At 46.7% G+C, this 22676-nt stretch carries 36 protein-coding genes; 23 read left to right on the top strand and 13 right to left on the bottom strand.

Annotation, left to right across the window (positions count from 1 at the left end; genetic code table 11):
• Window positions 1–8 precede the first annotated feature (8 nt).
• The 4 genes from ACQ4M5_RS07290 to ACQ4M5_RS07275 all read right to left on the bottom strand — a co-directional run bounded on the left by ACQ4M5_RS07290 (window position 9) and on the right by ACQ4M5_RS07275 (window position 2468).
• The gene (locus ACQ4M5_RS07290) at window positions 9–308 is read right to left on the bottom strand and encodes a hypothetical protein (protein WP_430674919.1); all 300 of its coding nucleotides are present in this window, start codon (window positions 306–308) and stop codon (window positions 9–11) included.
• A 16-nt stretch (window positions 309–324) separates the two neighbouring features.
• Window positions 325–1350 (bottom strand): hypothetical protein, encoded by a 1026-nt coding sequence (locus ACQ4M5_RS07285; RefSeq protein ID WP_430674918.1) that lies wholly within the window; start codon window positions 1348–1350, stop codon window positions 325–327.
• A gap of 42 nt (window positions 1351–1392) precedes the next feature.
• On the bottom strand, window positions 1393–1542 hold the full coding sequence (locus ACQ4M5_RS07280) for a hypothetical protein (protein WP_430674917.1): 150 nt from the start codon (window positions 1540–1542) through the stop codon (window positions 1393–1395).
• A gap of 410 nt (window positions 1543–1952) precedes the next feature.
• On the bottom strand, window positions 1953–2468 hold the full coding sequence (locus ACQ4M5_RS07275; RefSeq protein ID WP_430674916.1) for a hypothetical protein: 516 nt from the start codon (window positions 2466–2468) through the stop codon (window positions 1953–1955).
• A gap of 327 nt (window positions 2469–2795) precedes the next feature.
• Here ACQ4M5_RS07275 and ACQ4M5_RS07270 point away from each other — a divergent pair, with 327 nt between their 5' ends.
• The 15 genes from ACQ4M5_RS07270 (at window position 2796) to ACQ4M5_RS07200 (ending at window position 13190) form a co-directional block, all read left to right on the top strand.
• Window positions 2796–3263: a hypothetical protein gene (locus ACQ4M5_RS07270; RefSeq protein ID WP_430674915.1), complete on the top strand. Its 468-nt coding sequence runs from the start codon at window positions 2796–2798 to the stop codon at window positions 3261–3263.
• Window positions 3264–3292: 29 nt separating this feature from the next.
• Window positions 3293–3541 carry a hypothetical protein gene (locus ACQ4M5_RS07265; protein ID WP_430674914.1) on the top strand — a complete coding sequence of 83 codons (249 nt, stop codon included), beginning with the start codon at window positions 3293–3295 and terminating at the stop codon, window positions 3539–3541.
• A complete protein-coding gene (locus ACQ4M5_RS07260) occupies window positions 3525–3749 on the top strand; it encodes a hypothetical protein (RefSeq protein ID WP_430674913.1) in 225 nt (74 codons plus the stop codon). Before ACQ4M5_RS07265 ends, ACQ4M5_RS07260 begins: the two co-directional genes overlap by 17 nt.
• A 206-nt stretch (window positions 3750–3955) precedes the next feature.
• A complete protein-coding gene (locus ACQ4M5_RS07255) occupies window positions 3956–4312 on the top strand; it encodes a hypothetical protein (RefSeq protein ID WP_430674912.1) in 357 nt (118 codons plus the stop codon).
• 36 nt (window positions 4313–4348) lie between these two features.
• Entirely contained in the window at window positions 4349–5281 is a 933-nt protein-coding gene (locus ACQ4M5_RS07250) for a sigma-70 family RNA polymerase sigma factor (protein ID WP_430674911.1), read from the top strand.
• Between the two features lie 10 nt (window positions 5282–5291).
• A complete protein-coding gene (locus ACQ4M5_RS07245) occupies window positions 5292–5747 on the top strand; it encodes a hypothetical protein (RefSeq protein ID WP_430674910.1) in 456 nt (151 codons plus the stop codon).
• The gene (locus ACQ4M5_RS07240) at window positions 5744–6337 is read left to right on the top strand and encodes a hypothetical protein (RefSeq protein WP_430674909.1); all 594 of its coding nucleotides are present in this window, start codon (window positions 5744–5746) and stop codon (window positions 6335–6337) included. Before ACQ4M5_RS07245 ends, ACQ4M5_RS07240 begins: the two co-directional genes overlap by 4 nt.
• 11 nt (window positions 6338–6348) lie before the next feature.
• A complete protein-coding gene (locus ACQ4M5_RS07235) occupies window positions 6349–6978 on the top strand; it encodes a hypothetical protein (RefSeq protein ID WP_430674908.1) in 630 nt (209 codons plus the stop codon).
• Between the two features lie 46 nt (window positions 6979–7024).
• Complete coding sequence (locus ACQ4M5_RS07230; protein WP_430674907.1) at window positions 7025–7492, top strand: hypothetical protein; 468 nt, start codon at window positions 7025–7027, stop codon at window positions 7490–7492.
• A 1067-nt stretch (window positions 7493–8559) separates the two neighbouring features.
• Window positions 8560–8883 (top strand): hypothetical protein, encoded by a 324-nt coding sequence (locus ACQ4M5_RS07225; RefSeq protein WP_430674906.1) that lies wholly within the window; start codon window positions 8560–8562, stop codon window positions 8881–8883.
• Between the two features lie 443 nt (window positions 8884–9326).
• Window positions 9327–9761 (top strand): hypothetical protein, encoded by a 435-nt coding sequence (locus ACQ4M5_RS07220; protein WP_430674905.1) that lies wholly within the window; start codon window positions 9327–9329, stop codon window positions 9759–9761.
• 10 nt (window positions 9762–9771) lie between these two features.
• Window positions 9772–10284, top strand: coding sequence for a hypothetical protein (locus ACQ4M5_RS07215; protein ID WP_430674904.1), 513 nt, complete (start codon window positions 9772–9774; stop codon window positions 10282–10284).
• On the top strand, window positions 10281–11603 hold the full coding sequence (locus ACQ4M5_RS07210) for an IS200/IS605 family accessory protein TnpB-related protein (protein ID WP_430674903.1): 1323 nt from the start codon (window positions 10281–10283) through the stop codon (window positions 11601–11603). Before ACQ4M5_RS07215 ends, ACQ4M5_RS07210 begins: the two co-directional genes overlap by 4 nt.
• Before the next feature lie 452 nt (window positions 11604–12055).
• The gene (locus ACQ4M5_RS07205) at window positions 12056–12928 is read left to right on the top strand and encodes a hypothetical protein (protein ID WP_430674902.1); all 873 of its coding nucleotides are present in this window, start codon (window positions 12056–12058) and stop codon (window positions 12926–12928) included.
• 13 nt (window positions 12929–12941) lie between these two features.
• Window positions 12942–13190: a hypothetical protein gene (locus tag ACQ4M5_RS07200; protein WP_430674901.1), complete on the top strand. Its 249-nt coding sequence runs from the start codon at window positions 12942–12944 to the stop codon at window positions 13188–13190.
• 15 nt (window positions 13191–13205) lie between these two features.
• On the opposite strand, the gene ACQ4M5_RS07195 is transcribed toward ACQ4M5_RS07200, so the two are convergent.
• On the bottom strand, window positions 13206–14000 hold the full coding sequence (locus ACQ4M5_RS07195) for a RecB family exonuclease (RefSeq protein WP_430674900.1): 795 nt from the start codon (window positions 13998–14000) through the stop codon (window positions 13206–13208).
• 345 nt (window positions 14001–14345) lie between these two features.
• Between ACQ4M5_RS07195 and ACQ4M5_RS07190 the strand changes: the two genes are divergently transcribed.
• Complete coding sequence (locus tag ACQ4M5_RS07190; RefSeq protein ID WP_430675109.1) at window positions 14346–14702, top strand: Mo-dependent nitrogenase C-terminal domain-containing protein; 357 nt, start codon at window positions 14346–14348, stop codon at window positions 14700–14702.
• 202 nt (window positions 14703–14904) lie between these two features.
• Here ACQ4M5_RS07190 and ACQ4M5_RS07185 read toward each other — a convergent pair whose 3' ends face one another.
• The 6 genes from ACQ4M5_RS07185 to ACQ4M5_RS07160 all read right to left on the bottom strand — a co-directional run bounded on the left by ACQ4M5_RS07185 (window position 14905) and on the right by ACQ4M5_RS07160 (window position 18034).
• A complete protein-coding gene (locus ACQ4M5_RS07185) occupies window positions 14905–15804 on the bottom strand; it encodes a transposase family protein (RefSeq protein WP_430674899.1) in 900 nt (299 codons plus the stop codon).
• A 545-nt stretch (window positions 15805–16349) separates the two neighbouring features.
• Complete coding sequence (locus tag ACQ4M5_RS07180; RefSeq protein ID WP_430674898.1) at window positions 16350–16487, bottom strand: hypothetical protein; 138 nt, start codon at window positions 16485–16487, stop codon at window positions 16350–16352.
• A gap of 27 nt (window positions 16488–16514) precedes the next feature.
• Window positions 16515–16967 (bottom strand): hypothetical protein, encoded by a 453-nt coding sequence (locus tag ACQ4M5_RS07175; protein WP_430674897.1) that lies wholly within the window; start codon window positions 16965–16967, stop codon window positions 16515–16517.
• Window positions 16964–17149, bottom strand: coding sequence for a hypothetical protein (locus tag ACQ4M5_RS07170; RefSeq protein ID WP_430674896.1), 186 nt, complete (start codon window positions 17147–17149; stop codon window positions 16964–16966). The genes ACQ4M5_RS07175 and ACQ4M5_RS07170 overlap by 4 nt, the downstream gene beginning before the upstream one ends.
• Window positions 17150–17371: 222 nt before the next feature.
• Window positions 17372–17596: a hypothetical protein gene (locus ACQ4M5_RS07165; RefSeq protein WP_430674895.1), complete on the bottom strand. Its 225-nt coding sequence runs from the start codon at window positions 17594–17596 to the stop codon at window positions 17372–17374.
• A 237-nt stretch (window positions 17597–17833) separates the two neighbouring features.
• A complete protein-coding gene (locus ACQ4M5_RS07160) occupies window positions 17834–18034 on the bottom strand; it encodes a hypothetical protein (protein WP_430674894.1) in 201 nt (66 codons plus the stop codon).
• 304 nt (window positions 18035–18338) lie between these two features.
• Here ACQ4M5_RS07160 and ACQ4M5_RS07155 point away from each other — a divergent pair, with 304 nt between their 5' ends.
• Both ACQ4M5_RS07155 and ACQ4M5_RS07150 read left to right on the top strand, forming a co-directional pair.
• Window positions 18339–18608 (top strand): hypothetical protein, encoded by a 270-nt coding sequence (locus ACQ4M5_RS07155; protein WP_430674893.1) that lies wholly within the window; start codon window positions 18339–18341, stop codon window positions 18606–18608.
• Window positions 18601–18846, top strand: a complete 246-nt coding sequence (locus ACQ4M5_RS07150; protein WP_430674892.1) for a hypothetical protein — start codon at window positions 18601–18603, stop codon at window positions 18844–18846. The genes ACQ4M5_RS07155 and ACQ4M5_RS07150 overlap by 8 nt, the downstream gene beginning before the upstream one ends.
• A 131-nt stretch (window positions 18847–18977) precedes the next feature.
• Here ACQ4M5_RS07150 and ACQ4M5_RS07145 read toward each other — a convergent pair whose 3' ends face one another.
• Both ACQ4M5_RS07145 and ACQ4M5_RS07140 read right to left on the bottom strand, forming a co-directional pair.
• A complete protein-coding gene (locus tag ACQ4M5_RS07145; protein ID WP_430674891.1) occupies window positions 18978–19676 on the bottom strand; it encodes a hypothetical protein in 699 nt (232 codons plus the stop codon).
• Window positions 19673–20053 carry a ribbon-helix-helix domain-containing protein gene (locus ACQ4M5_RS07140; RefSeq protein ID WP_430674890.1) on the bottom strand — a complete coding sequence of 127 codons (381 nt, stop codon included), beginning with the start codon at window positions 20051–20053 and terminating at the stop codon, window positions 19673–19675. Before ACQ4M5_RS07140 ends, ACQ4M5_RS07145 begins: the two co-directional genes overlap by 4 nt.
• Before the next feature lie 208 nt (window positions 20054–20261).
• Here ACQ4M5_RS07140 and ACQ4M5_RS07135 point away from each other — a divergent pair, with 208 nt between their 5' ends.
• The 5 genes from ACQ4M5_RS07135 (at window position 20262) to ACQ4M5_RS07115 (ending at window position 22671) form a co-directional block, all read left to right on the top strand.
• Window positions 20262–20468 carry a hypothetical protein gene (locus tag ACQ4M5_RS07135; RefSeq protein WP_430674889.1) on the top strand — a complete coding sequence of 69 codons (207 nt, stop codon included), beginning with the start codon at window positions 20262–20264 and terminating at the stop codon, window positions 20466–20468.
• 70 nt (window positions 20469–20538) lie between these two features.
• Entirely contained in the window at window positions 20539–21126 is a 588-nt protein-coding gene (locus ACQ4M5_RS07130; protein WP_430674888.1) for a hypothetical protein, read from the top strand.
• Window positions 21086–21265 carry a hypothetical protein gene (locus tag ACQ4M5_RS07125; RefSeq protein ID WP_430674887.1) on the top strand — a complete coding sequence of 60 codons (180 nt, stop codon included), beginning with the start codon at window positions 21086–21088 and terminating at the stop codon, window positions 21263–21265. Before ACQ4M5_RS07130 ends, ACQ4M5_RS07125 begins: the two co-directional genes overlap by 41 nt.
• Window positions 21266–21270: 5 nt before the next feature.
• Window positions 21271–21678 carry a hypothetical protein gene (locus ACQ4M5_RS07120; protein ID WP_430674886.1) on the top strand — a complete coding sequence of 136 codons (408 nt, stop codon included), beginning with the start codon at window positions 21271–21273 and terminating at the stop codon, window positions 21676–21678.
• 33 nt (window positions 21679–21711) lie between these two features.
• On the top strand, window positions 21712–22671 hold the full coding sequence (locus ACQ4M5_RS07115; protein ID WP_430674885.1) for a hypothetical protein: 960 nt from the start codon (window positions 21712–21714) through the stop codon (window positions 22669–22671).
• Window positions 22672–22676 lie beyond the last annotated feature (5 nt).

The following is a 22676-nucleotide window of genomic DNA, read 5'->3' as shown; positions in this document are numbered from 1 at the left end:
TGTGCAATTCAACTTTTCTCTGTCCTGTACACAATTGCACTACCGCGACGCTGGCAGATGACGGGATGTGATCCCCACTCAGATTTATACTCGACGAGAACCGCATTCTCATCGAACAACAAAAACTCTCCGCTTCCTGGCTCAGTTTTGAGCGACGAGTTTAATCGAGTGCTGCTGTGCCACCAATTAGCGCAAGTAGCGCCGTTTGAATACTCAAGATGAATTTGATGAATCTCATCAAACATTGCTTCGAGGCGGGAATCTCCAATCTCCTGACCTAGCGTTATTGTGGCTTGTTCAATATTCATTATTTGGTGACTCTCGCTATTTGTTTACTTGAATTGCTTCAATTTCGTCATCATCTTCAGGATAAACATCATTCAGAACTTGCTTCACTGAAATACCAAGGCTCTCAGCGCGAGTACGGGCAAGACTGAGAATCGTGTCTTTCAGTCCATCGATCGGACGAGTCTCTTCACGAAGAACAGCCTTGATGTTAGTATCAAATCCCGATTTGAGCAGTCCTTGAATGTCTAGCAGCGTTTTGAGGCAGAGATCAGGCAATGGAACTCGGTCAGCCTTAAGCCGTTTGATCCAGACAGGATGCTCGAAGCATTGAGCAAGTTTGTTCAATTGCTCTGCCACTGTATCAGGAAGAGTTTCTGGGCGATCGTCATCAACGTTAAGCGCTTCAATCAACTCAGCAGCATTGGCGGCAGTGAATTGAAGAGCGAGATGAATCAGACGGTGCTGCTGTGGAGTGAGAAGATGAGCATCCTCCTCCTCATCTTGTGTTAACGCTGCGACCTCGCTAACCGTTCCTTGATACACAAGCGCTTTGCTTGGCTCAGACTTCTCGTAAATTTGCCACTCTCCGTAATAGCTCATTACACGCTCGTCACAGTCGCCCATCCGTGCCAAAGCCTCAGTCTTAAATCGCTCGATCGCATCCTTGAGACTTGTGCCTTGAACACTTCTGATTGAATCATGATCAATAGAAGGATTAGGGCTAATCAGCAGAAAGGTTCTGAGCGGACGATCTCCCCCAACCTTTTGCCGAATGAGCAACTCAATTTGAGTCCACTCCTTGATCGAGCAACCAAAAGCATTCGCCCACCATTCAGGAGAGTCAGGCAAATCGGAGCGAAGCTTTTCTGGCTGAAAGAGTATAGTTGCCGTATTAATTGCTTGCCGAGCTTTTTGAACAATATCTATCGGGAGCCGAGCCTCGTCTTCGTTTATCTCACCGCACCAATTGAGAACTTCTTGAAATACATCCAAGACTCCTTGGATTGAATCAACTTCAACTTGGCGCAACTTCGGGTTCTCTTGTTCGGATGACATTGACATCTGTGAATCTCCAGTAATTATTAGTAAATACGGTCAAATTCTTTAGTTATCGTTGAACGGTTGAATGTTTGCGTTTATTGTCAACAGCTTCGCACAGTCATCAGAAACGACAGCAGGACCAATTAAGCGAACTTTATCTTCTGAAACAGCGACATACTCAGTTGCGTAGATTTGCCCATGCAGCGCTGGCATTGAAACTGATTGATCGAGTTTGACATCTACAATGCCTTGATAAAGACTGTCGCCGCTTGCATAATTGGGATTCTCCCAGGGGTGAACAACAACCCGGCGCTATCCCAGTGATCGCAAGAACCATCATCTCAAATTCCGGTTGCTTTGTGTCAAAATGCGCCTACCCGTAACCATCGTAAATGCCGCGTCCAACGATCGTGCGGGGGCGGTAAATGGCATCAACATCAGATTTGTCGTAATAGCCCTTGAGAAGCTGTTCAACAAGCATTATCCCAACAAGATCGCCCTCTCGAATCGGGCAGTTTGTGATTCAACAGACTTCGCCATAACTTCCCATGTTTATCCTTAATCAAATTCGACTGGAACACTTTCTTTCTCGAATGACTAAGCGGAGCAGAGTTTGAATTCATCTAGCTCAAAAGATGTTCGCTCCAGAATTCTGCTTGCTGTAGGTTTCCATTAGTCTTTAATCCATTAATTCCAGAACTATCTTCAATTACCTCCTCGATCGTGCCGTATTCTGTTTTCTTGGAGTAATGCCAATCAAGAAATAAGATTGCTATTTCATCCGTAACTTCAGATTCAAAGCCGTACAACTTAGCATTATCTCTTGCTGCTTGAATTTGCTGTTCTGAATAATCCCTTTGGATCAGGTACGGGCACTTTGCAACGAAAGAATTGAACTCCTCAAAAAGCGATTCTAGCGATTCGTCACTCGGAGCAGTTTTGCACTCTTGAACCTTCCAGCCGAGTGGAAAGCCATCCCAGGCGTAATAGTGAATCAACGCGCCTACTTTCATATTGCGCCCTGACTGAATCCGGGTAGCCGCACAGTTTCCGTCCTCGGACACATACTCAACGACCGCGACTCCCTCTTTTTGCTCGTCTACCCAGACTTGCCCGACGTAATACTCTCCGTAGCTCATTGCTGCTCTCCTAGATGCAGTCTATGTTATTAATCAGCGTAATTTTTGTATATACAAATGTCAATACTAAATGTTAAAGTACTTGCATTCATAGTTCGTACTTGAGCTTTTGAACTACTCACTTAAAAAGTTTGTACAAAAAACTAGCAGTTCAGGAACGACACGTATCTCGCTTCATTTACTGAATTCCCTATCCCTGATTTTATTGCTTAGAAATTTTATACAAAATAATATTTGAGATTATTTATATTAGTGTTGACATTTGTGTATACAATTCGTATATTGATACTCATGAGGGTTAGTTAATATCCTCGAACCTAAAGACAGATGATGAAAGACGAACAGTACTACTCAATTCAGGGGCTTGTGCCCGCAACCCACAGTTTGAGCGGGAAGGCTTACTGGCACGAGCTTCGTCTCCCCGATGGTTGCTCTCGAACCGAAAACCTGGAGTATGCAAAAGCCTGTTGCGAGATCGCTCGCAAGCATCAGAAAGTTCGGCTTGTCGTCGTTCGCACGACTGTGATCAGCGGTGAATCGAACACTCCACCGATCAACGACGGAATCCAAGTAGATTGGGAAAACGTTCAGCATCTTGTCCACAACAAGGCAAACAAAAGAGATCGTACCGGACTGAGCTACGGTGAGAAGAAGATTGGTCTGCATCTCCCCCTCACAAACACCGCTCTCCAGTGGCTCGAAGGGATCGCAGATCGAACAAAAGTCAATCGTGGCGATGTTCTTGAACTGTGGGCACGCGGATTGATGAGCTTCCCCACAAACAATCAAAGTTGATGAATCATTGTAACGATTGGAGTACGTGAATGAACGGGCAGCAATTAACTAAGAACAAGAAAAAGCTCGACGCAGAACACGCAGCAGCGTGCGATGTTTGGGATAAGTGCAAGGATGCCTTTACGATTGCATCAGACAGATTCAGTCGAAAATCTACAGATAGCAATTTTATTGCTCTAACTGAAGCAACTTTAGCCTTATACAACGCCAACAAAGTTTGTGATGCTGCCTTTGAAGCTTTGAAGACTGGTGGAAAACATCATGCACCCAACACCTAACTTCTCGATCGGAAGGTCTGGAGAAACGTGTTACCTCTCAACGACCTATACAACTGATTTAGGCAACGAGCGCATCATCGAAATTGCAATTTCTGACGCTGGAGTAAATATTCCGGCAACTGAAACACTTAATAACGATGGATTGAGTAAATTTCTCAAACTGCTAACGATCGCAGCCAACATCAAACAGCTAGGAGAGAAGCCGTAGATGGCGAGATCAAATAACTGGTGCATAGGAAGTGGTTCTACCTCCGATCGCGCCTCTGACTTTAGGATTATCGAGAGTTCACACACCGCACCTAAACAAGTCATTTGCCCGCACTGTAAACGCACGCTCAAGCTTACAAAGCACTTTGGGCATCCCCGGTTTTACTGGATGATTCCGCGCCACAAAACATCGATCGGAGAAACGAAATGAAGGACAGATGGCATAAAACCGCACTGACATTGACGGGCATTGCAGGTGTGTCACTACTTGCAACTGTCATTCTTTTTGTCACAGGTAATCGGCTCTATCGTTTAAGCACTATTATGACTGCCATTACTTTTGGAACTGCTGTTATTGCCCGCATCATCGACGATGCACAAGATGAAGCCGTTGTTCTCGAACTAATGGCGGCATCTATCTCGAAGAGAACCATTGCGCCTGGTACTCGTGACAAAATGGGCGCACAACGCGATCACCGAATTTGGATCGAAACTCACACTCGATCGACCGCTTTTCCTGATGGAACTCAAACCGATCGCGCCATGAACATTAAACATTGTTAGAACACAAATTTTTAGTCAGGTTAAAGGCAATCTGCAATGAGTAAATCAACCAAAGTAGAGCCAGAATTAGAGGTTGAATCCCTAGATCTCGCTGATTTAGAAGGAACACTCCGTCAACAGTCTAGCGCAGATTTAGGACTGACAGATGACTCAGTTGGAATGTTCCTGAGAGAGATGGCACGATATCCACTGCTAACACAAGCCCAAGAAATTGAGCTTGCTAAGGAGATTGCGAAAGGTGGAGCGACAGGAGAACGGGCAAAACGTTGCATGGTGCAATCTAATCTGCGCCTTGTCGTCTCGGTTGCTAAGAAGTACCTGAATCGGGGTGTTCCATTCCTCGATCTCATTCAAGAAGGTGCTGCTGGATTAATGCGAGCCGCTGAGAAGTTTGAACATGAGCGGGGCTACAAGTTTTCAACTTATGCGTACTGGTGGATTCGTCAAGGCATAACTCGCGCGATCGCTGACCAATCTCGCACGGTACGGCTTCCGGTCTATATAGTTGAAAATCTTAGTAAGCTTAAAAAGGTACAGCCTGAACTTCGTCAAGAACTCGGACGCAAACCGACTCAGCAAGAACTTGCTACTGCGCTCAACATGGAGGAAGGCAAGTTTGAACAAATGCTGACCGCAGCCCAAAAAATACAATCGCTCCATAGCTTCGTTGGACGTGATGAAGACACCGAATTAATTGATCTGATCAATGCCGACGATGCGACTAGCCCGAATAATCGTCTCGACTGCCATCTGCTGCATGAAAAACTTAATGAGATTTTGTCGGATTTGAGCGATCGAGAACGCGACATTATCGAGCTTCGATTTGGCTTAAATGGACAAACACACACGCTCGAAGAGGTTGGTCAACTGTACAATTTGTCCCGTGAGCGAGTTCGGCAGATTCAGGCGAAAGCGATGCGAAAACTCCGCCATCCTCGTCGTCAAGCATTGTTGAAAGATTGGATGTAAGGAGACACAAATGACTACAATGATCGAAGAGTACAAATTTCCTCCTGGCGAATACGTTATCGGAGATCCGAGTTACTGCTTCAACACTGTTGACTGGAACGCTGTGAAAGAAGCTTCACGACATTTCTATGAGTCGATCGTCAACTTTAAGAATACAACAATCTTCATGGTTAGCACCGCTCATGGCGATGGTTGCTACACTTGCGCCTTGACCGAACAAGTCTTTCTAGTAGATGCAGGATTAATCGGGATTGTGCCGATCAAGGTCGTTTTCGGTGGGCGCAAGGAGATTGATTCAAAGGGTTTGATTGTTTTTGAGAGCAAGCATGGCGGCATTGCTTTCTACGAGGAAGGCACGTTTTACATTGAGGGATTGTACGAGATCGAAACTGATCCCCAGATTGATTGTGAGGATGACTTACAGGACGACGATGAGGAGATTCAAGACGAAGGAGAGATTGCGTGACTCGCTTAGATAATCGACAAACGGTTGCGATTCTTGCGGCACTGCGCTGCTATCAACAATACGCGCCGGGGATTTACGATTCGGAGACTAGAACATTGCTCAGGAACATTGCTAATGGTGGTGGACAGTTCGAGCCGCTCGATTTTTATCAAGAACTCGATACTCTCTATGAAACGATCGCTGCGGCAGATGCAATTGAAATTGTTTCATCTCAGGACAATGTTTGCTATACCTTGGCAGAAATTGAAGTGCAGGACGGAGAGCATCAATACACAACGCCCATTCTGTTGCAGGTTGAACCCAGTCAAAATGCTATCGATGTCGCCTGGGGAGCAGTGATCAATTGGAATGAAGATTTAGACGATCGTCCAGTCGATCGCGACAAAATGTATTTCTCGCCAGAGTACTGCATTGCCGTTTGCGTCGCAAGCTGTATCGAAGTGAATGCTTTGCAGTTCCAGCATCTCCAACTCGCTTGCGCGGTTCATACACCTAGTGAGACCGACATTCAACGCGCGATCGCTTACCGCTCCGGCGCAGCATCAGAACTGTGGCATCGAGAAGCGGAAATTAATTCAACCAATCAATGAGGACAAATACTATGGCTAGGCGAGTTATCAACTTTGGCGGCGATGAACAATTCCCATCTGGAGCGATGCCGGGATCGCCTGAATGGAACGATTTTTTTGGGAAACTGAAGCAACGCGCAAATCAACACTCAGGAAGCACGGACAAGGTTGCAGGTGATGAAAGAGTAATCATCGGTGACGGGAATTACAGCTACACACAGCATATCGAAGGGGACTACGTTCAAGGCAACACTAGCTTCACACCACGATCGACCTGGAATGAAAACACTCAAGCAAATTGCAGCAATTCCGCAAATTATACTGAGCAGATTAGGGTTCATGGTCGAGTAATTAAAGGCGATATGATTAATGGGGTTGCGGGTGGAGATAGCTATGCTTGGGACGAAAATAACGGAGCGCAAGCTCCTGGAACTGCGGCATATTCGATCAATCCGCTCACCCCTGATTCACCTTGCTATAAAGCACTTCTTTCAGTTGCGCTTTCACCAGAAAATCCAGAGAACGTCGTTCGTCTTTATCAATACATGAAGGAGAACTATCCGGAGGTTGCCGCCGACGAAGCCGGAAATGACCTTGAAGAAGATGAGTTTTGGGAGAAAACGCTTGAGTTTGTTGAAACGATCGGATTACGAATTGTCTAAGGCATAAGTAAGTTTGTAGCGTCAGGTTTTAATACAAGGTTTCAACATGAGCAAATTTGAACTTTCACAGTGGCAATTCAAACTACTGATTCGAGTTGGGTGTCTTTGCTCGATCGCGACAATTGCAGGATTCATTATCAGCGTCGGCGCTTATGCAACGTCGATCGCGTTTAAGTCTTCTAACCCGTCTTACTCAGAACAGGCATCGGCACTTTCAGAGAAAACCACGAACATTACCCTAGTATCTTTGATTGGTGCGATCGCCGTCGCTCTAACTGCCAGCCGTCAAAGCGACCCAGACAATGAAGAAACTCGCGTTAGGCAGAATATCTCATTTCTCGACGATGAAGATGTCTCATTCTTTGAAGAATCTGACCTTTTTCCTGTCGATCAAGGAATTCCTTATTCATCGTGCCGATTTCTAAATCCTGATACAGTTACTCGCTGTTACTTGTGGTGTTCCGAAGAACCTCTACGAAAGACCTGCGATGGATGTACGAAGTACACAAATTAAACCCTGATGACTCGATCGACTTTCTGAAGCGCTCTTATTGGTAACGGTTAGAAGTGCTGAAAATACTATTGCTTTTCATCGTTCAACCACTTGTACAAAATAATTCTAAAAATTATCAATAAATGTATTGGCATTTGTATATACAAACTATATATTGATATTACGGCGGGGGAGGAACCCCAGACCGGGGAGAGCAGGACTCTCCAGCAGGGCGAAGCCTGTAGCGAAGTGAAATTCCTCACAAATCTTGAACCATTACACTGAACCGTCGCAACAGAATGACCCCGTAAAGCGAGATGAGGCGGCATCAAGCCGATAAGTCCAGGGACAACAAGACAGCCAGCAGTTTTCTGACTGGTGTTTCACTTGGGGGTTAGGCTCCAAGCGTTTTATGTTTGCCGTGTTTCCTTGCTGCGTGAACAAGCGAAACCGGGTAGCCAGAAACGCAGGCTTTAGTAGTGCGACTCAGGGAACTGTACCCACAATTCAGTAGCATCGCCTTAGCCTCTACCTACAGGGTATGTCAAGTCGAGACTAAGAAAACGACAATTCCGACCCTAACATTGGTGCTTGTACTCCGATACATGAGCTTTATAGGACTGCAGATCGGAATCGCCGTGAGTGCTTTGGGCGATTAATCAAATTCTCTCTTCCTACTGCGCCAGACAAGACGGTAACGAGAACTGGCAATCCTCTCACGACCAGGGGAGGTTAAGCAAAAGATGAGAAGCGGGTGTGAGTTGACGCTAATGAATGCAACTCCCTGAGAATAGGCACGACATCTAACATTAAATTTGTAGGCAGTCAATCACTTATCAACCAGCGAAAGACAGCAAATGAAACGCACTCAAAGCCAAGACAACGTGAAGCAGCGTGAATGGTCGCCGCTAGAAAACCGCTCGGTTGAGTCGGATGCAGGCATCGAGTTCGAGTCTCGATCGCGCTTTTAATCTTTTAGTCAAGTAGTTCTTATTACGGTTATTAGGGTTCAGCGATCGTGCTTCTCTAAGCAGAAGTCGATCCGCTGGACTCTCCAGCCACCGAATACTATGGAGGATTTTCTTCTCATGTTTACATTCATCATGATCACGTCTCTTGGAGCGTACCTAAGCCGTAGAATCGATGTTGTCTCCAACCCGAACTCGGCAGATATTTCGGTTAACCATCATCAGATGTGGCAAGACCTAATTGCCATGTTCACTCTGATCGGTTCTATCTCTAATTGGCTCGTCAATGCAAGTCGCAATGCTCGGAAATATTGCGACTTGGCGCTTCTGCCCTGGTTAAGTAAGTACGGTGTTCAATTGAGCATTCCAACGATCGACCTTCCAAGAATGCCAGCATCAAGCACGTCCAACAGCTTGAATGAACTGGTTAAGCAAGACATCTAAGCTTCGTAGAAAGCCGTCTCTACTCAACGGGCGGCTTTTCTGAACTCAAAGATGAGACTGAGTATAGATTCGACAATACATTTCCTGTAGACAGATCGATCGACTTCATTGCTTTGAACGGGAACAGCCCGCACTCTCCAACCTCGCGGAACGCAGAAACAGCGTAGCGTCTTTCGGAGTGGAGCAGGTTGGAGTCAAGGGCGAAGCGGGTGACGAATTGACCTCTTGATCAATGGCAAGCGTAGCTTGTCGAGGAATTGAGGTCGATGAGGAATCCGCTAAACTTCTAGAACGTAGCGAGTATCAAGATTCGATAACGTAGCCCGATTTTGTACAGGCGTACTGTTATAATCTCTAAACAAATGCGCCTCGGTGTTGTGCGTCAACACAACATCGAGACGACTACCCCAAAGTCCGAAATCACCAGACTGCGAGGCAAATACATGATACGAAAAATTCAACAAATCACAGCAGTTGTTTTGGTTGGGTCTATCGCGATTACAGCAACCCCAAGACCTGCAAAGGCTCAAGTCCAGATTCTTGCACCTGCATTATGTTCAACAGGCGTAGGGTGTATTTTTGTCGGCGTGGCGGTTGTGGGCGGGATTGCCTATTATGTGTGGCAAGGTCGCAGTACCGGAAAACAACACTACCTGAAAATCGAAGATCCCGGAAATATTGAGGGGCAGAGAGAGACTCATGCGGTTGCGACGCGCTCTGCTTGTCGAGAGATGGAGAAGCGATTTCAGCAGCAAGGAAGAAGAGTTACGCTAAGCGAAATCCTCGACTCAGGAAACCCAAGAGATCCGCTAAGGTTTGTTTGCGTGTTTCAAGGCAAAGACGCAACACCTGGATACTACGACCGTTATCGTCGATAGGAGAAACAGTATGAATTTGCTCATTTACTTAGCCTGCCAAGAATCCGTCTGCCTCGAAGGAGAGACAAGCATTCGCGTTGAGTGGTCGGGAGTTGAACCCAGCATCGAAGATCTGATTTCGATGTGGAGAGACAAGAACTGGAGCGTTGTTAGAAAGGTTCGGTATAGCAAACAAGGAAACGATATAACGCCCGTCGTTGTTTTTGTTCATCCAAACTCGCTTGATGTTCCACCTACGGAGCAGTGGGATCTGTTTGACACAGAAGAAACCTTTGAGGTTGCGATAGAGGCGATGGGTAAGCCTTCCCTTCAAAACAGTTTCAAGGTTTTGGGACAAGCACCCACGGTCGGAACACGATTAATGAACTACAGCCGAACTGATCATGAAACGCTGGTAGAACCTACTCCGAGAGACTGGATTGTTGAGTCATTCGACGAGTTTATACCGCAACAATCAACGACTCCTTTCAAGGCGGTCTACTTGAGTTGGTGTAAAAACGTCTCTCTGGGAATTGCCGCATGAGAAAGACGGTAAGAACTGATAAGTGGCAACTTCGCCCCAGTGCTGATGATTTATTAGCACTCAGTTCTACCGTCTCTCTTTTTCGTTCCTATTGCCGAGCGTTGATCGGTGTTGTCTATACGCATTGGGATACGCTTGGTTCGCTCGATTCTGACAGGGTTGTGCCTGCGGTCGAAAGACTCATTCATAGCACAAAAAAGAATCCGGGCGCTAGATATGCTTGGTACTTTGCTAGACGCTTCTACAAATTTCCAAGCTACTATCGCCGCTCCGCAATCATGTTTTGCATGGGGCAGGTTTCATCATTTGTTTCACGCTATCGAACTTGGCAAAGCGGCGATCGCAAGCGACGTGATGCACTTCCACCCAGACTCAATGCTGATACAGGCTGCTATCCCGCTCTCTATGCAGGTCAGTGCATCAAGTATCAGAAAGATGCGGTAGAAATCAAAGCATTTAAGAATGGCGATTGGGTGTGGATCACAATCCCAGTCGCAAAAAGAGGATTGCGTCATCAGGTCGAAAGCAATTCTCAACAGTCTCCCCACCTCATCGTGAGAGACGATCAAGCAACCTTGTCTGTGCCGTTTTGGTGTAAGCCTCAAAGTCGAACTGAAACCAATTCTGTTGTTTCAGTCGATCTAGGTATTAACATCACGGCAACCGTAGCAGTCGTTAGTCTTGATGGCACTGTAAAGCACCGTGAGTTCATTCACATGGGCAGAGACATAGACCAGAGAGATCAACGCCTGCAACGGATTAGCAGCAAGGCATCGCTCACGATGGGGAAAGGAGGCAAACTGCACAAAGGCTTTAGCCAAGCCTTGTACCGTAAATCTCGAAACATCAACACCCAGATTAGTCGCACTGTTGCCCGTCGCATTGTTCAGATTGCTCTACAGCACAACGTCAAGACGATCGTGTTTGAGCATCTCAAAGGATGGCGACCGACAGCCGGAAAACGCGGCTCCACCTTGCGGCAACGCTTTCATGGTTGGCTGCATCGTGGCATCGTCAATCAGACTGAGCAAATCTGGAAAGAGCAGGGTGGAAAGGTTGCGTTCATTAATCCTCGCGGTACAAGTAGTTATGCTTACGATGGAAGCGGCAAACTCAGACGCGATAGTGATAATCGAGCAAATGCGACATTCAGCACTGGGAAGCGCTACAACTGCGATCTGAACGCTGCTTATAATATCGGTGCAAGATATTGGCTAAAGCTTAAGCCTGTGGCGGAAACGACCCTAGGGAATCAAGGGACAAAAGTTATCCCTACTTCAGCGAGAATCCCGCCTTACCTTGTCTGGACTATGGATTAACTCAGGTGATATTGATGTTAATTCTAGAGGATCAGGACACCCCCATCTCAGTGACCGAAGCGCGTAGCGCGTAGGGAACAGATGGGGGAGGATTCATCTGTGATTAGCATAACTGGGCGAGCGCAACCGTCCTCTAACCTGCCCTGAGCGCCCTAAACGCGAGCAAAAAAGCCATTCATGCGCGTGCGCGAGGTAGCCGTCACCAATCTCATTGATAACGCTCAATCCTGAATTTGTACGAATTATTGAAGCCCTTTTCGTCAATGAGCATTTACCCGTCATTTTTGGTCCACGCCGAAATCGGGCTTCTGGAGATTTACCCGTCATATCTGTTAGATAACCGTCACGTCAGTTGAGTAAAGCCATAAGACAGCTAAATTTTTGTGCAATACCTGATTGACGAATTAAACTAAGTGCATCAGGTGTGTGACCTCAATCGAAATTTTGAGCTTATGGCACAGTATTCAAGACAAGAACGAACTGAAGACGGTCGGATTATCAGTCGCGCTACGATCGAAGAAGCGCTCGGTGAACTCAAAAGCTATGCGCGTCGTCCTGGCGTTTGGCGCGAACCTGAATACTTTTCCGGCAAGGTACGATTTTGGCTAGGAACCATGATTCTTGGGCAACCCATTAGCGATCGCCGATGGAAGTTGATTCGTCGCCTTGCAACGACTGTGATCACTCGGCTTGATAATCCTGAACCCAGTAAGCTCAAGGCTGGAGATACGATCGTCACGGAAGTGCGCCCGGACACTTTCAGTGGGAAGCCGATTCAAATCCATCGCCCCCGCCGTAACGGTGTGCGATCGCTCTATGTCCTCGATCTGCGCTGGCTGCTGTATGTTTGCGTATATGCGTCTGAAGTGCGGCTTAACAGTAAGTTTCATGGCGCAAGCTACACCGATCGTTTCCTTGCTTGGTACAACAACGATGCTCGGCATCGCTTGTATCTCTGTGAGATTGCGCTAAATGCACCGATCGGAGAATTGCCGTGGAATAAGTATGGCGCAACTTATCAAGCAACCTGGGAAGAGTTTAGTCAGGCATTGGGGCTAACGTATCCGCAGTACGATGGCACTGTGCCGAGCGAAAGCTATTTGTACAAAATGTTTCGCTCAGAAAAGCGCTCAGTGCATCCGCATCCTCGCAATAACCATAAGTTCACGGGACTGCACGACTGGACGTTTAGCATGGCGGACTTTAACCGCGTGTGCCAAGCGATCTCCACTACTCCACGATTGCGAAATCGATTGCTGATTGTGAATGACCTTCAATCTTGTGATTCACAATCTTCGACAGTACGCGAATTGACTGCTGTTTGATTTGTACAGAAAAATGCCAATCAGAGGGCACGATCGCTCTAGAGCGATCGTGCCCTCTGCCTTGATTCTGTTCTATATGAGACGCAGTTGCAGCAGAACTTCAGGCAGCATTTCAACGGCTCAAAGTAGATGTCAATTCGGCGTGATTCTCTGGGCACGGTACGATCCACGCTCCTCTACCAAGCAGGAGATTTCAACTGGTCTCATGTCGATCGCTCCAATCGAACCTACACCCTCAAAGCTGCACGATTCGCTCACCTAGAAAACGTCATGCCCTTTAGAGTGTTAGCGACAGTTGCAATTTTCTTACAGACCTTGCTTGCTCTGGCAGTGGTTCTGGTGCATCTGTAACTGCCGAACAATGAGTAGTGTAAGCACAGCGATTGCAGTATTCTCCTGGTCTTGCTTCCCAGATCTCTCCGTCTCGCAGCTTCACGGCGAGTTCACTTAGCTTTGCTCGAACCTGCTGAATTTGCACCTCACCCGCCTGAAACTCAAACATTTGACCAGTCCGAAGGTGAATCAGTGTCATCTGCTTTAATGCTTGCTGATAGCGTTGCTGGAGCGCCAACGCATAAAGCCCTAACTGCATATCGACTTCTTGCGGATCAAGCGTCGGCAGATTTTGACTCGACTTGTAATCGATTAGCGCTAATCCCTCTTCGAGCCAATCTAATCGATCATACCTGCCACTGATTATGAATTCGACGCTCTCAACCAAGATTGAAGCTTGAATGCGTCCTTCTACGGCTAATGGTTTTGTCATCTGACGATCGACAACGAAAGCTGCGTAATAATCTTGCAGCATTTCTAAGCCTTCTTGCTGCTGCTTGGGAGTGAGATCAGTTCCGCATGAATTCCAGCATTCCTCAATCCAAGACATCGAAGGATAGGATTCAGAATAATCCCAATTCCAGTAAAACTGAGCTAAAGCTTTATGTAATGCTGTTCCTAATTGAGCAGCCCCACCGAACATCGTTACTTTATTGAGGCGACATTCATATCGAAAGTAGAACGCCTGTGGACAGCGATCAAAAAGCTGTAATTTTGTTGCTGATAACGGATAACTCATCGCTCATCCCCTCGACAACTCCTTAATCCCTAGAATAGCTCATTTGCTCTACTCTGATTTTGTACAAATCTGACTTAGCTTAGTTTTGTACGAATCTAGTGGCTCCCTCCATAGGTTCTCGATCTCAAAGGAGACGATGAACAAAAGAATTTTTATTAAATTTGTATTGACATTTGTATATACAAAACGGTAATATAGAAGAGTTAAAAGACTGTTGGGCAAGAGATGTACACCGCCTCGGCTCGGTTCCCCTCGCTGCGTTAAAAATGTCTTTTTGAGACTACGCAGATTGCTATCAGTCGCATTCAGATGCTTGAGTGTGCCGTGCTGCTTCCATAATCATCTCTGTTACTCTCACCATCACTTTCAATCTCGCTATCTCTACCGCTTCCACCTTCAATCCTACTCCTGCTCCGGGTCCTGGGCAGTGACTCGTCAACACTGCCCACTCTTTTACTCATATTCAGGGGACACTACTATGAATCTGTTTGTGCTACTTCGGCAATCGATCATCTTGAAATCAGGAATGATTTAACCGCGAAGATCATTACCAAGCTTATTCTTTCCGCTTGCCCCTTTGAGCGCAATATTGTCTTTGGTAGACACACGATCGCTCATGTCCCGCCACTTTGTAAGCTTAATCCCTTCTATGAGCAACTTGTCGGGTTGCGCTTCAGGGCACTACAAAAGCTCGAACATTAGTTCTTTAGAGGAACTATCTATTTCTCGCAATCACTATAAGACCTTTCCAGAAATTTACAAGCGTTACTATTCCTGGATTTGAGGGCGATCTCACCAGGATAGTTGCCGAACGCAATCATGCAGGTTTGCGGCAGTTTCTATCAGAAATGAACCATCAAGATTCAGCACTTACATCGGCATCACCTCCAGTTTTTTCTCATACTTAAACAGGTAGTTCAATCGCGCCTAATCGCAGTCGAACTAATCCACAGATGGCTAAGATCACATCTGCATAATGGTCTTTTCTCAACCGCACAACCTCTTTGGCAGCCCGGAAGATTTTCAGGTGACGCATCAGATGTTCAATCACAATCCGTTCGCCTGCAAAAATGCGATTGGCTTCGGTTTGCGCCTCACTCAATTCTCGTCCCTTCGGCTTTTTATGCGGGGTGCGAGTGCGGTCTGCTCCTTGATAGGCTTTGTCTCCTGCAAAGGTCTGAGCGGTGCGAAACCGCGATTGTTGTTGCCGAAACAAGGTGACATCAGCGCTCGGTCCGGGATGAGCAACCGTGGCATCGACCATATCACTGCCATCGGGAAAGCCAATCACCGATTGCTTGTAGGTCGTTTGCTTTTTCTTGCCAGAGTCGTGTTGCTTCTGAAGTTCTGAGTCACCGGGACGTTGCCGCACCTGCTCGGTACTATCGACAATCAACTCCCATTCGCTCAACATTTCTGTGACAATAGACCAAGCTGCCTCGCAGTTCTCAAATTCCTCGCACAGACTCGCAGGCAACGCTTGGCGCAAAAACTGCATCCAATAGTACACCACTGCATGAGCTTGACTCGAACTCACCTCAAACGTTAAGTCCAGAATCTCAAAGGTCGGATAGTGCCGCAGATAGTACAAGCACAACAGAATCTCAGTTTCGGCACTCAACGCGGTTGGACGACCTGCTCCGGGGGCATTGACTCGAATCTTGCGGATGTTCTGTTGGGCTTTGTGGTCTGCTTCTAACTGTTGAAGATAGGTGATTAAAGCGGTCAATTGCTCATACTCAATTCCTAAAAGTGAGCGACTGCGATGCGGGGAAGTGTGGATATAATCAAATAAGTTTTTCATTTGATGGTGAGCGGTAAAAATTCCGTTCTACCATCTTTTTTCTGCCTCATTTAATTTTTGAATACGTCTATTGTCTGTTATTAGTTCAAGAAATTCGCCGCCCTGCTCCATGATCGCTACAAGACTGCTTAGCATAGTATTCTGGCAAACAGTCTGAATCTGACGATGAATGTCCAGAATTAGAAGCCTGTTTAGCGCAGTGTAAGCGGCACTACAAGTACAAGTAGCAGAACAGTCTCTGCTGCTTGCAAATCCCCGCAGGTGATTGTTTACTCAGTCATCTGCTTTCTATAGACTTGTTGGGTAATAAGTCCGAAAACCCTTGAAACCCTCTTCTGGTAGGCGTTTCAGCGATTTTTACTCAAAATCCTTGAAACACAGTCAGCGTAAGCATTTCAGCGATTTTTCTCATTATTTCCCAACAGGTCTATTGCTAAGTTCGACGATCGTGAGAATTACGGATCGTTTTTGAATTGAGCCACAAGAGCTTTCTACGATGGCGTAGCTCGACAGTGGAGCTTCACAGTCGATTGCTGTTCTTGCGGTTAAATGAGCTTGAAATGAACAAAAATTTGCTGCTGCTTAAGCACGAATTCAATATGCGAAGCATGAGGAATATGTAAGCTTGGCAAAGTTACAGATTCTTTCCATCCCGCGACTAATTGATCTGACTGTTTTTTCATTATCTTGAAACTGTAAGGGCAGTAAACTTACTGCGACGCTTCGCGAAGAAACACCCCATTCTGTAGTGTCCCAAAGATCGAGTTCAGACAGAATGGCTGTCTTTCAAGACTTGCTAGTACCACGGGTTTATAATCAGGCTGAAAATACACTTCGACCCAACCGCGATCGCTGTTCGCGTACCCTCCAGATGTTGCTGAGTGAACGACTTGCGAAAATTGTTTGAGTAGAGTGGCAGCACTCATCGCATCACGAACTGTTGGGCAATACAAACTTGCTCCTAGCGACCAAAAACTAAGCTGATCGACTTTGATTCTGTAAAATGGCAACGCTTGCAGCGTAATGGCAATTTTCATGCTGTAGCACCCACTATACCCACAGATTTTTGCTCCAGCAAGTCGATCTCCCACCGTATAGATTGCAGATCGATAATGAATAGGAATAGGTTGCACTACCGTTCCGTCTGTAATTTCGTGTCTCATGAAGGGTACAAAATGACTGCTTTTTGACCGTCGATTACATCTTCTTCAGTGTAGCTATTAGCAACATCTGCTTCTGTGAGTTCTAGCAACTCAACATTCTGAAAATTTGAGTTCCAAGCTCCAACGTCTACTTGACACAGCGGTGAGTAACGATTGCCTTCTGCATCGCTGGATAGAATCACGATCGCGCCTGGATCTTTTGCTGAAGTTGTTCAATTAATTGCTGTACAGTTATTGAGGTCATTGGTCTTTTCTCCAAATGCTAGAAGAGGGATAGTTAGCGCGAGTTAATGCGAAGTGGATTTGTCAACCTCAAATTTCTCTCGGTTGAACTACAAAATACTAGTTAAAAGCAGCTCCAGCAAGGAATGCAAGAAGAATGTAGAGCAAAGTACGATTCCTAATCATTGATCGTTATTTTGAGGGGGTAAAGGTGCAGGCGGGCGAATCTGTTCAATGTTTGGGCTGGGAGCAAGTGCAGGAGACTTGTGATTGCGCGAACCAAGCCACGACAGCACCACGCTTCCAACAATCGTACCAATCGCTCCATATATCAGAATGACTTTTACATCTTGAGGTGTGATTCGTCCTGCGGTGTCGGGAAATAAAAACTTGAGAATCCTTAACACGATCGTCTCCGGTTAGGTCTATGGGGTTTGCAAAATTGTTGGTGCAATCGTTTTAACTCACGATCGCTCCCACAGATAACAAGCTTTGCAAGGTGGGGTAGCCACTCTTGCGATCGTTGCGACGGCTGCGTATGAGAATAGATTTCGTCAGCAAGTTGTTTAAGGCGGGAATCGATAAAGCAAGATTCGATTGTGTTCATCGGGCTAACTCTCATGTGCAAGAACTGGGGTTAAGCGTTATTCAAGTGTTTGAACACGCTGATCGACTCCCCATTCTGCTGCTTTCAATAAACTGAGTTCCGTTTGCAGTGCTGTCCTTAGTTGTTGCAGCGCTGCTCCATTAAGTTGCGTTTCAAACAAAAAGCGTAGCTTCTTTACAGGTTCGATCGCGGTTTCGATATTGTCTTCAACCTCTTTCGCTAGTGTTTCTAACGGCATTCCTTTCTCCCACAATTTCTCTGCTTCGGAAGCGTTACTCGGCAATTTCGTTTTTGCTCGTAGCTCTACTGTAGCCGAATTCTTTTCAAAAGTAACTACTTTTGATATTTAATCCCGTTATCAATGAAATCTGCTTCAGAGAAAGCCCGATCGTGCGCTGCAACAGGATTGAGTTAGATTGCAGCGACATTAGAAATCCTCACATCAAAAGTAGTTGCTTTTGAATAAATGACGAGTATGCTGGAGGTGTTGATTCAATCTGTGTTAAATGAGGGGGAGGAACTATATTAGGTTAACGATCGCGATGGCTCGACAACTCATTACTTACAGACTTGATAAGCGGGTAGTTGAAGCCTTAGAGGTCATTGCGAACAAACACGGAACAAATGCCAACCATTATCTAGAAACACTGCTGTTTTTGCACGCTCAAGCCGAGGGCGAGATCGCACCAGAAGCCCAACCGTTAGGTGAAATGCGAGGCGGAAAGCGTAAAGGGGCTGGGCGAAAACCAGCCCGCCAGAAAAAGTCAAAAGATGATCAGACCGAAGAAACCTACGGAGAAACCAATGACTGAAATTACCAATATTACTGCCGCAACTCACCCAGAAGTTTGGAACCTTTTAGAAGCTCCAGCAGTCTCGACGATCGCAAAAACTCGAATTGGGATGATTCGGGAAATTGGTGGTTTGTTATCCAAGCATTTGTCTGGTATTGGCTGTGACAATGTGAGCATTACGATCGCTGAAACCAATTATGTCCTCACGACCTATCCAGACGGGTCACTTGAATTGATCGTGCGTGAACCTGAGTGAGCGGGTGGGTTGGATGCAGCCGCAGATCTGTCTGGACAGCAGTATCGTTATGTTCCACCGACAGGAAGAGAGACGATCATTGCTTTCTATCAATGCAATCAATTTTTCGTACAAACTGATCAGCAGATTTTCTAATCTTGATTCGTGATCGTAGGTGGGTCAATCTCTCGCATCCCCAAATTTTCACAAAGCTGGTAAAACTCACCCTTGCCTCCGTCAATTAGGAAGTAGCGCGTTGAGAATTCAAGCCAATTTCCGGAGCGACGATCGTATAGTCCCAAATCTGGATCGAAACTCCGCCAGGTAAATTCCAAGTTCGACGACAATCGGCACTGCTTCCGAAAGTCAATCAAATCCTGTGGATGCCAAAATTGAGGACGGCTCCAAGTTGTGGCTTCGCTTAATGTATGCCCCGGATTCAGAACGCCACAGGCATCAGACATAATAATTTGTCGTTCGCTTCCGAGATGCGTGACTCCAGCACAACGCGGATTCTCGCTTAAATCCCGGACCGTATCAATCAGAGCGGGTGGGACGGGACCATGAGCAAACCATAGCAGCCCTGGTTGGTTTGACTGTGGTAAAACTTCGGGAGCAAATTCTGTAGATACCCCGATCGCGAAGCTAGCGGGCAACGAGATATTTTCTTCAGGAGATCGAATGATCATTTCAAACTTGCCCATGCTTAATGCCCAATAAGCAAACTCCAGTTCAAAATCTTCAACCCAGTTCCAGGCAATTTTCGAGCTGGGGCAATCCAGCAGTAGTTGAAAGTCAGCAAATTTTACCGAAGCTGCGATCGATTGTAAGAGCGTTGTTTTAGTCGTCATGGCTTCCTCTCCCGACTGTCGTGATCTGTTTGCTTGCACGTTTCAACCAATTTGTAGAGCGCATCTAAATCATGGTGGTTAATTCCTAAAACTTTCCCTAGCTTCGCAAGCGATAAGCCGTTGCGCTCGGTTCGTTCTCCGGTCAGCAGCTTGATGTATTCGGCAACGATCGCTAGGCTCTCAGACTCAGACACATCTGGTTCGTTGACTGTTTCATCTGGCGGTGGAATTTCACCCCGCTCCCTTGCCTCCGCGATTGCTCGTTCAACGAAGAAGCTTGCAAGGCGTGCGGCTGTATCGTCGCGAGACTTCGCAAGTCGGTCTAACTCTGAATACGTTCCGTTGGGAAGGGTAATCCCAAACTTTTTCCCAGCCATAACAGTCCTGTTAACCCACGACCTTTTACTTACCTCATCTTAAGGGCACAATTGGGATCTAACGACACCCTCAGTAGAAGTTTGCTTACTAATTGTTTTGTACAAAGCCACAATACTTTTTCTATTAGCACCCGCATAGGATACAATTAGGTACTTGACAGATCCCAATTAGGATACTAAGTTTGAAAAGTCCCGAAACGTTAACGCAATGGAACCGCTAGAAAAATTAGCGATCGCACCGATTGACGAGGGGGTAGAACCAAAACAACCATTAATTCCCACTCATATGCGGGTGAGCGAAGATGTCTATCTGTTAGGGCAGCAAGTGGCAGAAGCTCGTGGCTTCAAGAATAGTCGTACCGCGATCGAAACGATAGTTCGCGCTCATGCCCATAAGTGGATAAACCCCGGTTGAAAGGCAATCCTCTGCGCGACGGTCACGTTTTCCTGAATTCGTACAAGTCTTTCACCCCAAGGAATAATTTATGACCACTGATAAGAACCAGAACGGAAATTCTGCGAACGGCAAACTTGCTAAATCATCTGAACCACAAGTTCCAGTCTCGGTTCAACCTGCGGCTCAAGTTCCGACTGCTCCGTTGAACTCATCGACTACACCGACTTCGGCAACGAATAAATTACTATACGTTACCCAGAGCGGTGCGATTCGCCGTGATCATCAATGCGATGTTTCTCAACAGATCACCCTCGAAGAACTGTGTAAACTGCTCGGAGTTTATGTTGATCCGATCATTGCACCAACACTGGCGCAATATGGAAAGCAATCCATTCAAAACTGGCTTGCTTATTTTCGCGATAGCGTTGTTTCTCTGCAAGCGGTAATCCAAGCGCACGTCACTCAAGCAGTGGCGGCTGGTGTAAGTCCAGAGATGAACGAGATTGCCAAACAAATGCAATCAAATATGTTTCAGTATCCAACCAACTACCTTGGCGCACACGAAACGATTCACGGCGAACCCATCTTTCTCCCCGCTTCCCCAGGCGAGTACATCACTCCCGGAGCAGTCGCCAATGAGTCCCTTACCCTCAACACCACCGCTCATTCAACTTAAAGCGCACACGGTCGCGGGCAATCCCTTATATCAACAGGCGATCGCTCAGGCGCTCTATCTCCATCGAGTCTTTTCAAATAAGCCCCTTTCGCCTGGGGCTTACCGCCTCGCCGCTACTCAATACACTGCCTATCTTTGAGCGTTATGCAGCAGTATATTTCTCCAGGATCAAAACTGTTCGGACAACCTGCTCCGATACCATTTCACCCACTAGAAAGCGTTCCCAATGTTTCGGTATCTGTTGTGACGGATACCGGGGTTGAAACCTTGAATGTGCGAGAAATGCTCTCGTACTACATCAATCACTGCATCAAAATTCCGCCTGAACTCCGGGCGGTTCTGGTCGCAAATCTTGAGCCGAATGTCACACGGCGACTCCGATTAGAATTGCCGTTCCTCTCCTTGTACAAGACCTATGCAACAGAAATCTTCTGGGGTGAAAGTCGGATTTTCGTCTACGACGATCCGAACTATCCAGGAGTGCTTCGCTGCATTCCAATTCCATTGGATGAATCAGATCCGGAGCTGTACTACGCACCCCAAGGCGCTTAACCGATCAATCGTTCCCTATGCCGACAAAACGCTATGCAAGACCTCGAACAACTCAACCGGATAGCAGCTAAATTCGGGATCACACCCGAAACCGTGCGGAATGAAACTGAAGCAGATTCGCGTGTCAATTCTGAACCACCCCCCACTGCTTCAGCGAATATTCCACCCTCTTCCCCTGCACCAGATCCCTCGACCGTACCACCCGTTCAGCTTCAATCTTTAAGCGCTTCTCAAGCGCTATTTGCGATGGAAAACGGTTCTAATCTTAAGCTGTTGCCGAGCGGCAAAGCGATCGACCAGCAAGAGTTAGCGTTGTACAACATGGTGCTTCAAACGGAGTTAAGTGAGCCAGTGAACTCTACTAGCACTGCCGCGATCGTGCCACGACCGACGGCTCCGATCACGTCGCAAAGCGCTGACTTGCATCCCGGTGGTCGCGAATCAAACCCTGGTTCCGCACCTGGCGGCTCCTCCATCGAAATCGCGTTTACCCAAACAGGCATTATTGCCCTCGTCTGTCTGGCAATGGGATTTACCCTAGTTATGATGAGCATGATCAAGATTTGGGGCACCACGGACACGGCTCGTAATGAGGAGTATGCGGCTCGTATGGAGCGATCGTTTGACGAACTGGGGAAACGATACGATCGCTTGGCAAAAGCAACTGAAAAAGTCGGCAAAAAAGCCGATGTTTGTGTCGCTTTTGTTTGTGGCGGGGCAAAAGACGACACAGCACAAGAAGCAAGCACCGACGCTGTTTCTCCTGCTCCCATCAAGCCTGGTTCAGATGTGTCATCCGACTATGACCTTGCGTTACAGCAAATTCGCGCGTGGCAAAGTCAGAGCGCCTCTCCGAAAACCATTCAAGCTTACATTGCTTGGATTGAGCAAAATCCCGGACAAGGCTATCCTTCAGCGCACGCCCTACGCCGTGCGTATGCCGCGATGAGTCGTCAGCCTAGTTCTATTTCCGCCCAATACTTTAGAGGATAAACACA

It is taken from the genome of Leptolyngbya sp. AN10 (assembly GCF_050565645.1).
Classification (GTDB): Bacteria; Cyanobacteriota; Cyanobacteriia; order Leptolyngbyales; family Leptolyngbyaceae; genus Leptolyngbya.
Note: the sequence above shows the minus strand (reverse complement) of the source record. Positions and strands in the feature narration are given on the sequence as shown.

Excerpts from the sequence above, each read along its gene's own strand:
- ACQ4M5_RS07230 (WP_430674907.1), top strand. The coding sequence starts at position 7,025 with ATGAGCAAATTTGAACTTTCACAGTGGCAATTCAAACTACTGATTCGA.
- ACQ4M5_RS07160 (WP_430674894.1), bottom strand. The coding sequence starts at position 18,034 with ATGCCGTTAGAAACACTAGCGAAAGAGGTTGAAGACAATATCGAAACC.
- ACQ4M5_RS07255 (WP_430674912.1), top strand. The coding sequence starts at position 3,956 with ATGAAGGACAGATGGCATAAAACCGCACTGACATTGACGGGCATTGCA.
- ACQ4M5_RS07225 (WP_430674906.1), top strand. The coding sequence starts at position 8,560 with ATGTTTACATTCATCATGATCACGTCTCTTGGAGCGTACCTAAGCCGT.
- ACQ4M5_RS07195 (WP_430674900.1), bottom strand. The coding sequence starts at position 14,000 with ATGAGTTATCCGTTATCAGCAACAAAATTACAGCTTTTTGATCGCTGT.
- ACQ4M5_RS07290 (WP_430674919.1), bottom strand. The coding sequence starts at position 308 with ATGAATATTGAACAAGCCACAATAACGCTAGGTCAGGAGATTGGAGAT.
- ACQ4M5_RS07245 (WP_430674910.1), top strand. The coding sequence starts at position 5,292 with ATGACTACAATGATCGAAGAGTACAAATTTCCTCCTGGCGAATACGTT.
- ACQ4M5_RS07260 (WP_430674913.1), top strand. The coding sequence starts at position 3,525 with ATGCACCCAACACCTAACTTCTCGATCGGAAGGTCTGGAGAAACGTGT.
- ACQ4M5_RS07270 (WP_430674915.1), top strand. The coding sequence starts at position 2,796 with ATGATGAAAGACGAACAGTACTACTCAATTCAGGGGCTTGTGCCCGCA.
- ACQ4M5_RS07130 (WP_430674888.1), top strand. The coding sequence starts at position 20,539 with ATGACCACTGATAAGAACCAGAACGGAAATTCTGCGAACGGCAAACTT.
- ACQ4M5_RS07280 (WP_430674917.1), bottom strand. The coding sequence starts at position 1,542 with ATGCCAGCGCTGCATGGGCAAATCTACGCAACTGAGTATGTCGCTGTT.
- ACQ4M5_RS07120 (WP_430674886.1), top strand. The coding sequence starts at position 21,271 with ATGCAGCAGTATATTTCTCCAGGATCAAAACTGTTCGGACAACCTGCT.
- ACQ4M5_RS07185 (WP_430674899.1), bottom strand. The coding sequence starts at position 15,804 with ATGAAAAACTTATTTGATTATATCCACACTTCCCCGCATCGCAGTCGC.
- ACQ4M5_RS07155 (WP_430674893.1), top strand. The coding sequence starts at position 18,339 with ATGGCTCGACAACTCATTACTTACAGACTTGATAAGCGGGTAGTTGAA.
- ACQ4M5_RS07285 (WP_430674918.1), bottom strand. The coding sequence starts at position 1,350 with ATGTCAATGTCATCCGAACAAGAGAACCCGAAGTTGCGCCAAGTTGAA.
- ACQ4M5_RS07275 (WP_430674916.1), bottom strand. The coding sequence starts at position 2,468 with ATGAGCTACGGAGAGTATTACGTCGGGCAAGTCTGGGTAGACGAGCAA.
- ACQ4M5_RS07115 (WP_430674885.1), top strand. The coding sequence starts at position 21,712 with ATGCAAGACCTCGAACAACTCAACCGGATAGCAGCTAAATTCGGGATC.
- ACQ4M5_RS07180 (WP_430674898.1), bottom strand. The coding sequence starts at position 16,487 with ATGAAAAAACAGTCAGATCAATTAGTCGCGGGATGGAAAGAATCTGTA.
- ACQ4M5_RS07150 (WP_430674892.1), top strand. The coding sequence starts at position 18,601 with ATGACTGAAATTACCAATATTACTGCCGCAACTCACCCAGAAGTTTGG.
- ACQ4M5_RS07265 (WP_430674914.1), top strand. The coding sequence starts at position 3,293 with ATGAACGGGCAGCAATTAACTAAGAACAAGAAAAAGCTCGACGCAGAA.
- ACQ4M5_RS07140 (WP_430674890.1), bottom strand. The coding sequence starts at position 20,053 with ATGGCTGGGAAAAAGTTTGGGATTACCCTTCCCAACGGAACGTATTCA.
- ACQ4M5_RS07145 (WP_430674891.1), bottom strand. The coding sequence starts at position 19,676 with ATGACGACTAAAACAACGCTCTTACAATCGATCGCAGCTTCGGTAAAA.
- ACQ4M5_RS07125 (WP_430674887.1), top strand. The coding sequence starts at position 21,086 with ATGAGTCCCTTACCCTCAACACCACCGCTCATTCAACTTAAAGCGCAC.
- ACQ4M5_RS07215 (WP_430674904.1), top strand. The coding sequence starts at position 9,772 with ATGAATTTGCTCATTTACTTAGCCTGCCAAGAATCCGTCTGCCTCGAA.
- ACQ4M5_RS07210 (WP_430674903.1), top strand. The coding sequence starts at position 10,281 with ATGAGAAAGACGGTAAGAACTGATAAGTGGCAACTTCGCCCCAGTGCT.
- ACQ4M5_RS07175 (WP_430674897.1), bottom strand. The coding sequence starts at position 16,967 with ATGAGACACGAAATTACAGACGGAACGGTAGTGCAACCTATTCCTATT.
- ACQ4M5_RS07220 (WP_430674905.1), top strand. The coding sequence starts at position 9,327 with ATGATACGAAAAATTCAACAAATCACAGCAGTTGTTTTGGTTGGGTCT.
- ACQ4M5_RS07135 (WP_430674889.1), top strand. The coding sequence starts at position 20,262 with ATGGAACCGCTAGAAAAATTAGCGATCGCACCGATTGACGAGGGGGTA.
- ACQ4M5_RS07250 (WP_430674911.1), top strand. The coding sequence starts at position 4,349 with ATGAGTAAATCAACCAAAGTAGAGCCAGAATTAGAGGTTGAATCCCTA.
- ACQ4M5_RS07200 (WP_430674901.1), top strand. The coding sequence starts at position 12,942 with ATGCCAATCAGAGGGCACGATCGCTCTAGAGCGATCGTGCCCTCTGCC.
- ACQ4M5_RS07205 (WP_430674902.1), top strand. The coding sequence starts at position 12,056 with ATGGCACAGTATTCAAGACAAGAACGAACTGAAGACGGTCGGATTATC.
- ACQ4M5_RS07235 (WP_430674908.1), top strand. The coding sequence starts at position 6,349 with ATGGCTAGGCGAGTTATCAACTTTGGCGGCGATGAACAATTCCCATCT.